The 9,118-nt window shown below is 54.7% G+C and carries 6 protein-coding genes and 1 pseudogene; all 7 read right to left on the bottom strand.

Features of this window, described 5'->3' with window-relative positions; genetic code table 11:
• Positions 1-918: 918 nt before the first annotated feature.
• Positions 919-3,420, bottom strand: coding sequence for a calcium-binding protein (locus TY51_RS20635; protein ID WP_156118141.1), 2,502 nt, complete (start codon positions 3,418-3,420; stop codon positions 919-921).
• Positions 3,421-3,560: 140 nt separating this feature from the next.
• Positions 3,561-4,324, bottom strand: a pseudogene (locus TY51_RS21500) (IS5 family transposase).
• A gap of 37 nt (positions 4,325-4,361) precedes the next feature.
• Positions 4,362-4,733 (bottom strand): alpha/beta fold hydrolase, encoded by a 372-nt coding sequence (locus tag TY51_RS22340; RefSeq protein ID WP_197054850.1) that lies wholly within the window; start codon positions 4,731-4,733, stop codon positions 4,362-4,364.
• A gap of 546 nt (positions 4,734-5,279) precedes the next feature.
• Positions 5,280-7,481, bottom strand: coding sequence for a bifunctional diguanylate cyclase/phosphodiesterase (locus TY51_RS21505; RefSeq protein WP_081995318.1), 2,202 nt, complete (start codon positions 7,479-7,481; stop codon positions 5,280-5,282).
• A gap of 27 nt (positions 7,482-7,508) precedes the next feature.
• Positions 7,509-8,018 (bottom strand): SET domain-containing protein, encoded by a 510-nt coding sequence (locus TY51_RS19695; RefSeq protein WP_042253018.1) that lies wholly within the window; start codon positions 8,016-8,018, stop codon positions 7,509-7,511.
• Positions 8,019-8,063: 45 nt separating this feature from the next.
• Entirely contained in the window at positions 8,064-8,387 is a 324-nt protein-coding gene (locus TY51_RS19700) for a hypothetical protein (RefSeq protein WP_042253019.1), read from the bottom strand.
• Between the two features lie 321 nt (positions 8,388-8,708).
• Positions 8,709-9,118 (bottom strand): glycosyl hydrolase family 8 (locus TY51_RS21510; protein WP_231559166.1); only part of this gene is annotated, 410 nt, incomplete at its 5' end.

A 9,118-nucleotide genomic window follows, 5' to 3' on the forward strand; every position in this document is an offset into this window, starting at 1 on the left:
GTCAAGGACTGGCAAAAACAAAGGCCGGACCTGTTCAGGAAGAGGCCGTATAATCACGTGGGATGTGACACCTAAGTTCAAGGTAGAACCTGATTTCTAATGAGTTGCTCCCCAACCTTGGACTGCCGGATGCTGGAGTTTTCCGGCTTGGTCATGGCGACGGGCTGACTGCGCCGCCGGGATGATGCAGAGCGATCGGGACTTTATGTCCAACCAGATCCTGATCTACATCAAAAAGCCCCAAACCGCCGGTTTGAGGCCTTAAGATGACGCGTGTTTAGAAGACTTTGTTCGGCACCCTTTCTTGCGTTAGAAAGGCCAATAATCAAGTTTAGGTCAGGTTTTAGTAAGTTGATGAGTTTATTGGATCGCGATCAATTCTGACCTTAAACACCCCGAGTTAACAAGATATGTACTTTCACCTTCTGCGAAACATTAATCGCCGGAAGTACACCATTTGGGCGTAGATGTGATATTAGTTTGCTGCACCCTAAAAGATAGTCCCCTTAGAGTATGGTGTTCTAGCAGTTGGAGGATGCTGGAATGCTCCAGAGGGGCCATTAGCCGAAAGAGCTTGGCGCTAAGCTTTGGCATGTCGATGTATTGATATTGCAGGGTTAATATGTGGCCAAAGCAGTTTGCGCGATCGTCGCGACCCCGTTAACTTTGCGCCGGGATCGCGCTATTCTGAAAGATGCAACAAGGGTCGGTGCCGAACCTGCTCCTATCCCAGACCGGCTGCGCGCAAATCCTCATTTCACCGTTTACGTCTCGCTCGGCCGGTCGCGGTCGCGCGCCTTGACCACCAAAGTCGTTCCTGGCGCGCGCCTAGACAACCGGGTGCGCTCTTCCCGTCAGTGGCCGGAAGCGCAAGACCACAGGGTCACAAAAAGAACGTAGACCTAAATTCCAGCAGAATTAATTGCCGGCAGTCATTTTTATAGACCTTAGCATCGTGACAAACTGGGACAGAGCGTATCGCGTAGCGCGTGCATGAGGATGATCGTGGCAGATTTTTGCGGCCAGTTTCGGTCCCACGATCCAGTAGAACCTGACAAACAAGCGACCGGCCCGCGTCCTGATTAGGTGATTGTCGCGGAACGCGCGCAACGCAACCACGTCGGGGTGGCAGGGATTTCCATAGGCGGACGTTGCGACGAAGCACGCGCCGCCGGAGGCGGATTCATTGTCCTGATCGGCGTAGGGATCATCCGGGTCGGGGCTGTGGGGATCGTCGGCAACCGGCGGAACGGAGGGCGGGTCGTCGTCCGGAAGACCTTTTTCATCCTCGCGTAGTTCCAGACGGGCCATCGTCGCTTCCAGTTCGTTGAAGTAAAGCGACGCACCCTGCTCTCGCGGCAGGTCGAAGTCTCCCTCCTTCTGGCGAAAGACCTCGACAACTTGGTTATGCGTCAGCCCGGTCAGATAGCTGTCCGTCACCTCGACGATCTGGTCATGGTCCATGAAATCGAGAACCTGTTCGTGAAGCATGTCGATCCGCTCGGCCTGACCTGCAAGAATGACCTGACTTCTGTCGGGCAACCCCACCACGATGTCACTGTCGATCATCTGTGATGCGTCGCGAAGCTCGCCCGCATCGGCGAAGGCTCCGCCAAAGCCGACATGGTCCTGGGCCGAGAAATCCAGAATGGACGCATTGCCGCCATTGCCGACCAGGAACAGGTTTCGTCCCCCGCCTCCTTCAAGGACGCTGTAATCCCGCTGGTCGCCGCCGCTGGCCACGATCATGTCGTCGCCGTCGCCGCCTGTCACGGTGTCATTACCGCCATCCGCGAAGATCACCTCGCCCTGATCCGATGCCACAAGAACGTCGTCCCCCCTGCCGCCGGACAGGACATTTCTGCCGCCGCCCCCTTCGATCGTGTCGTTGCCGACATGGCCGCGAAGGATGTCGTGACCCAGCCCGCCGACGATCAGGTCGTCGACCATCCCGGTGGCCGGATCGGTGACGTTATGCGCACCCTCGATGACCAGGTCGCGGCGGGGATCGGAGACCACGACGACCAGCATCTCTCCCGGCTTCAGATCGTGGCGGTCCTGGACGCCGGGGCCGGAAACCACGTTCATGTCCGCCCGCGCGTCGGCAATGCCGTTCGCGCCCGTCACCGTGCGTGCGGATTCGTCAAACCAGGGAGAATGCGGCGAATCCGCGGGCATCAGCGTCCGGACCGAGACGTGCATCCCGTCGGCGATGCTCCCAATATCGACCCTGCCCGCCCCGTTGGTCGGATTGTGCAGAAAGACGATCTTCTGGCTATCATCCGCAAAGCCGGTGACGCCGATCCCGTCTGTTGCAGCGATGTCCTGCAGGGCCTGGGCATCGGTCATGGTAGTCTTTCCGACCAGATGGGTTTGCGCGATGTCGTAGACCTGCCCCATTGGCGTTGCGATCGTGACGATCTGTCCGCCATTGCTTTCCGCCGACGGAAACCGGGTGTCATAGAGCTTGTTCGACAACCAGTCATAGGCAATGCCCCAATGGTCGATCGAATCCACGCCAAGATCAACCGCCCTAGAAAACGCGTCGATCCAGGCCGCGCCCTGGTCGATCCCGACGGCCGTGTTCGCGCCGATGTTGAATTCGGAAAGCGAAAATCTGAGATTGCTTGAGAACCCCTCGAACCGCTCAAAGACTTCCATCGGGCGGATGGCCCAATTCAGGTTCTGGGTGATGGTGCTGGCATCCGGGTAGCTGTGCTGGAATATCGCGTCGATCATCCCGCGATGTTCCAGCGAGATCTTGGAGACGATGTCCGCCGAATCCTGCGGCCCATCCGCGGTCCATTTGCCGTCGGCACCCTGCGTCGCGCGCCACTGGACGCCCGCCTGAACACCCAGGCCGGGGGCATGCCACCCGGAAATGTCGTCCGAGAGCCGTTCGATCATGTCGGCGAGCTTGGGGATCTGCGCATCGGCGATTGCGCCGTATTGATGGCCAGTCAGGCTGCCCCAGGCCTTGCTGCCCCAGTATTCATTGCCGATTTCCAGGTCCCTGATTACGGCATCGGGAAACGCCTTCAGCGCTGCCTCCAGCCTGTCGACATACCGGTCGAACCCGGAGTGATCGAAGACACCTCCTTGCTTATCATAGAACTGGAACGTGGGCACGACCAAGGTCATCGGCTTGCCGGTCAACGACGCATATTCCAACGCTTCGTTGATGGTCATGACATAGTTGTTGCTGCCGGGTTCAATGGGATCACCGAACATCCGCGCAAGACCACCATTCGCCCAGGTCTGATCCTCGGTCACGCCGCCGCCAGGATAGCGAAACCCTGAGAAGTCAATTTCCTTCAGGGTTTCTGCTAAGGGCTGGCCATCCTTAAGGCTGTCCCGCGTAAGGATGATGTTCGTACCGAAATGGGCATCGGTGATAAGTGGCAAGGCGGTCTCCTTCAAGCCTGACCTGCGCCTGTTGCCGAAGGAGTGCCTGTCGACGCGCATACGCCGAGCCGCTTGGTCTGATGCGTCGGCCCGATCGACGCTATTCAAGAGCTCTTGATAAACCGTTAACCGCTTAAGTTTTCTATTGATCTAGGTCATGTTGACAGATGGCGGATCGATGTGATGTCGACGAAGCCGAGGTAGCTTTCGGCGGCTTTGTAATATAGGGTGGCAACGCGGCGGGCATTCTTGAGCTTGTTGAAGCACCGCTCGACGAGATTGCGCAGGCGGTAGAGGGCCCGATCTACAACGACGCGCAACCTGCGGGACTTGCGCATTCGGATCACCGGGACGACGTTGCGCGACTCTCGTTTTGCGAACCTTGTCGGAGTCATAGCCTCGATCTGCATCAGCAAAGCAGGCGCGGGCAGATTATCGTCCATCAAAGCCCCGATAATCGGTTGTTTGACCCGGTGTGATGTCCGACCTCATGGGCAGGCCTGCGCCATTGACGCGGAGATGGATCTTGGTCGCAAAACCACCTCTTGAGCGGCCAAGACCCTGTCTCGGAGTCCCGCTTTTGCGCCCGCTGCCTGATGATGGGCGCGGATCACTGTGCTGTCGATCATTTGAAGTGCGTTCGGCACGATCCGGCTTTCGTTCAGGGCCTCCAGGATCTGCTCCCACAAACCCGCCAGGTCCAGCGTCGGAACTGGCGGTAGACGCTGGACCACTTCCCGAACTCTGCCGGCAAGTCACGCCACTGCGAGCCTGTCCGGGCTATCCAGAAAATCCCATCGAGAACGAGCCGATGGTCGGTAGGTTTGCGCCCGTTCGGCGCTCGGATGGCCAGAATGAAGCGCTCGTAAAAATCCCATTCTTCGTTTGACATCAATTCTCGTGCCAAGCTGGTCTCCATCACAGATACCAGCAGCGCGCCCTGTGAATCCCTTTTGTCAACACGCATTAGCCTTTGCTAGCGTAAATGCTTCTGGGACAGCTTGCATGACTGCGGTCACATCTGTCTCATGGAACATGTGTCGGCTCTTTGGAATACAGTGATAGGTGCTCTGCGGTAGAGCATCATGCACCTTTTCGGACTGCATTTCTGGATCGATCAGCCGTTCCTCGGATCCTGCGACGATCACGACGGGCATTGCCAAGGCAGAGTAGTTTGCCGCTGCGGCAGCTGCCATGGGGATCAGCGGCGGGGATTCAGCTGCCGACGCCCGCAGCTGCGAAGGTCGAACGGCCATTTCCACAGGAAAACCGCTGAACTTTGCACGAACGGGCGCAAGTCCAAAAATGCTGTGCATCGCACCGGCCATATCAGCCGGCTGGTCGCGGGTAGAATGCTATGATGTATAACGTCAGCCAAGATGGGAATGGCGGGGCCCGCGTCAGGATCAACTCTATCCGAGAAGTGCGATAGTGACAACCCGATGCCAGGACCAGACCGCGCACCGTTAGAGGGTGCCTGGAGGCAGATCCACCGCTACGGATGATCTCCAGGAATGGCCCGATACGATAGCTTCCCCACACCAATATGCCCAAGCGCAGAATTGATCAGGTCCGCTTAAGCAGCGGCATCCCAGACCCGAACCTCTGGTCGCGTTCTGCACCCATAGCCCGGATGATCGGACACGATCGCCCAATGTGATCTGGCTGCGAGCTCAACCTACTCGTCCGAGGTCAAGTCATCGATCATGTTGCTGTTGCCACTCAGCAGCGCAAACGGCGGGGCCTTGCCAAACTCCGCATAATGAAGCTGAACTTTGTCAACGCAGAGAGCGCAGAGAACGCAGCAAGATGAAGTATTTCTGCGTCATAATCAAAATGAGTTTTTCTATCCGTCAATATAGATTCTCACCAAACTAACTGGCGAGGGCCCGACGAAGTTTTTGAGCACATGGCTCACCAGTAAGAGAAAAATTGCTACCAGTTGCCTTAAGTATATGATCCAAGGGCTGAGGCCGGCTGAAGAGGTACCCCTGAAGGTAATGGCACCCGACATCAGCCAGTATTTCTGCTTCATAGAGGGTTTCAACGCCCTCGGCCGTGATTGATTTTCCCAAAGTGCGGCCTAGGCCGACAATCGAGTGTAGGACGTTCGCAAGGACGTCGTCATCTCCAAGCCCCGACACAAAGCTGCGGTCAATCTTGAGAGTATCGAGGGGCATCTTTTGAAGGTAGCCGATAGAAGAGAAGCCAGTTCCAAAATCGTCGAGTGCCGTAGTGATCCCCATCTGTCTAAGATGCTTTAATTGGGCCTGGACCGTATCGCAATTTGAAACAAGAACGCCTTCGGTAAGCTCAATTTCAATTCGGCTCGGTAATATAGAATACTCGCCCAACAAGCGCGTCAGCGTCGGAATGAAGTCCGACGACAGGAGTTGAACAGGGGATATATTGATGTTGAAGCGCAAATCTGGCCTGCACCACATATCGCAAAATATTTTCCTGAGCAGGAGCCATCCGAGTTGGACCATCAGTCCACTCTTTTCTGCAATAGAAATAAACACGTCAGGGGCAATAGGTCCGAGGGATGTAGAGTTCCAACGCGCCAAAGCTTCTACAGAATGGAGTTCCATAGTCTGCGCATCAACGATAGGCTGGTAAAGCATATAGAACTCGTATGGCGATCTGATTGCTAATCGAAGTGCCTCCTCAATTTTCCTTCCGAAGGTATATTCTGCGTCAAGCTCGGCATCGTAAACCGTAATCTGGTTTCCATTATCCTTTTTTGAAGCGTACATTGCGCGGTCCGCTTCGCCTAGAAGATCCTCAAAAGAACGCGTTGCATCCCTCCTGACAGCAATGCCATAGGAGGATGTTATCGAAAATTGTAATCCACGGTAATTGAAACAAACACTGGTCGCCTGAATGAAGCGGGTGACTGTGCAACGAGATAATTCTATAATGTTAGCTGAAGTGTTGACTACGGCAATGAACTCGTCACCGCCAACACGGGATACGAAAACCTCTTCGTCTGCTGCCTCACGCAAGTTTTTTCCAAAAGTTTTGATAAGTTCATCGCCACCCTGATGGCCCGCGAAATCATTAACTTTTTTGAAGTTATTGATATCAAGAAGGATCACTGCATACTTGTCGACGCCCGTGGACTCAAGGCGCTCAATATACTCTTTGAGAGCAAGTCGATTTGGAAGGCCTGTCAATGGGTCGGACCTTGCGAGTCGATTGGCATCGTCCTCCCGCAGGGCAAGAGTATTTGCGTGGTCGCGCAAGAGGCGCGCTCCTCCGATACCGACACCCCCGAGAACGACGAAAATCAACGCAATTATAGGCGCTATATGGCTCAGCAACTCGTTTCCGGGATGCGTCGGAAGCCAATTGAGATGTGCTATTGGCCTGCCGTCTACACCGATTATTGGCGTCGCAGTTGCAGGGCTCCCGTGAATTTCTGATAGCCGAAGATCCAAGACATTTGAGCTGGTCGCAATGTCCCTCAATTGCGCAACCGTAACTGTCCTTAAAATTACACCGATGGAAGCTTCATCCCGGTTGACCGTCGCAAGAGCTTCTGCAGTATCTGGCAGGATGCGTGAAGCACTTCCAAATTGAACCTCGCCATCTTTCAAGACAGCAAAATCAAATGTGGCCCGGCCTTCACGTGGCAACCTGTCCACGCCAACACGTATCTGTTCCAAAGCCCAGCTTGATAAAGATGATTGGTGTGGGGCTCGGGTTCCGGTGGAATTCCAAGCTAAAGGATCATCCAGCAGACCATCATAGATGACTGCGCGGTCGAACATATCTCCATTGACAGCCGTAATACCATAGTTATCCGAAACAAAGTTGAAGTCTTTATCTAAAAGTGCTTCATAGACATCGCCCCAATTATTGTAATCCCTGGCAAACTGCCTGACTTGGTGGTGCAGTAGGTTGATATTATGAACGACCTGACGGGCAGATTCTATCTCGGCTTGATGGTTGATTTGCCTTCTCAGTGACTCAAGTGAAATCCCAATCGCTAGGTAGAGCAATAACGTGCCACAAAGTGTGAAGCTGGCAATGCGATTGGATAGTCCACTCGAAGCTCCTAAAAAAATGCTCATTATTGCACGTTCCTATCCGAAAGTTATTCAGGCACGACTTTGCATTCTTGGTCCTGCTGAGCACGAGACGGCGGCAAGCATGCCAATCTCCTTGCTTGTCCTTCGCGGTGCGTTTTGTTGAGTGATAGTTGTATAGAATTCACGAATATCCTTGGCATGCGCCCGCCCCTTATTCGGATCGAACTCAACGACGGTGACTGCGCTGTAATCGCACGTCAGCTCTTCCCCGACTTCGATATCTCGCGCGGCATACATATACTCACCATCGTCGGTGAGATTAGGTTCGTCTGAGTGGTTCATGAAGTAGTCGCCATCTGTGCCGATAACGAAGGTGCTTCGCTCCTCGACGTACCAGGCATGGCGGGCAAACATTCGAAGAACATGATCAGGCATCGTAAGTAAATGTTCGATTGGAACTTCTCGGTCCACAACGGGGCTGAACGTCCAGACAAGCTGCCCTGTTAGAATTTTTTCACTTGAGAAAACGCCCAGGCCATGGATCGTGCTTGGGCTGATGGTGTGATCTACGGTCAGCATTCTGCCTCTTTGCTTTGAGTATGTGGACGTGATCGTTTGGCAGTTCTAAGTTTCGTGCAGCACGAGAATTGCAGCGACGGCGAGTCCTATCCCTGTCAATTCCCGCACCGTGACAGCTTCTTTGAAAACAAAGTATCCAAGCGCAAATAAAATTAATATATTCGAGCAGCTATAGATGATGCCAATTGTGGCCAGGGTATGGCCTTTCATGAGGAAGAACCATCCAATCGCCGGAAGCGCATAAAGTGCTGCACCAGCCATGAACCTCGCAGATGCAATACCTTGTGTGTTTAGCGAAGCCGCTTTTATCAGGTAGTCACCGGCCGCCGTTGCAGCCACAATCATAAGAAGAATGGCAGTCGTGGTCATTCTGTCGCTCTTTTCAGCTTTATTTTAGGAGCCCAACCAGCGCTGCGTCTTTCATGAGTCGGCCCATGGGAAAAGAATGCCGGATATTGGTTAATCCAAGGTTAAGGTCAGTTTGGATATGGCGCGACGGGCGCGGAAACTGACACGATTGCAGAGGAAATTCCTGTGCAATCCGCTAAGCTGGCACCGAAGCGCCGTGGCCACCGAGCGCTGCGACTAACCGGCATGATTTGGAGCGCTGCGGTACCCTCGGGCTTTCCTGAGCGGACCGGGGATGCTGAACCCGTCCGAGATTAAAGGGGCGCTGTCGGCACTGGCGCTCTATCGGAGTAGGGGCTGAGAGCTGAGACCGCCGCGTAGAAGCGCCCAGGCCCGAAACAGGTCACCATCCGTGGCATTGTGCCACTCGGCAATATTGTTGCCCGGTCCTAGTTGCCATTTCCAAGCCATGAGACGGTCATCGCGGATCGCGAGGTATTGTCGGGTCCATGTGTCGATCTCATCGAAGGCTTGGTGATCACCATGCGCTTGAGCAAGCAGGAGACCATGTCCTTGTCCCTCGGAATGAGAAATGCCGCCTTGCTGTGCGTCGATTACCCTGCCGAAACTGACATAGCGGCGCTGCCATTGTTGCCACTGTGTCAGCGGATCGTTCGTAAACACGGGACGGAGCAGTGGAGTGCTCGCGCAAAGGGCTGCGCAGATCAACGGGCGACGCGTCATCATCAGAT

Source organism: Paracoccus sp. PAMC 22219 (assembly GCF_000787695.1).
Classification (GTDB): domain Bacteria; phylum Pseudomonadota; class Alphaproteobacteria; order Rhodobacterales; family Rhodobacteraceae; genus Paracoccus.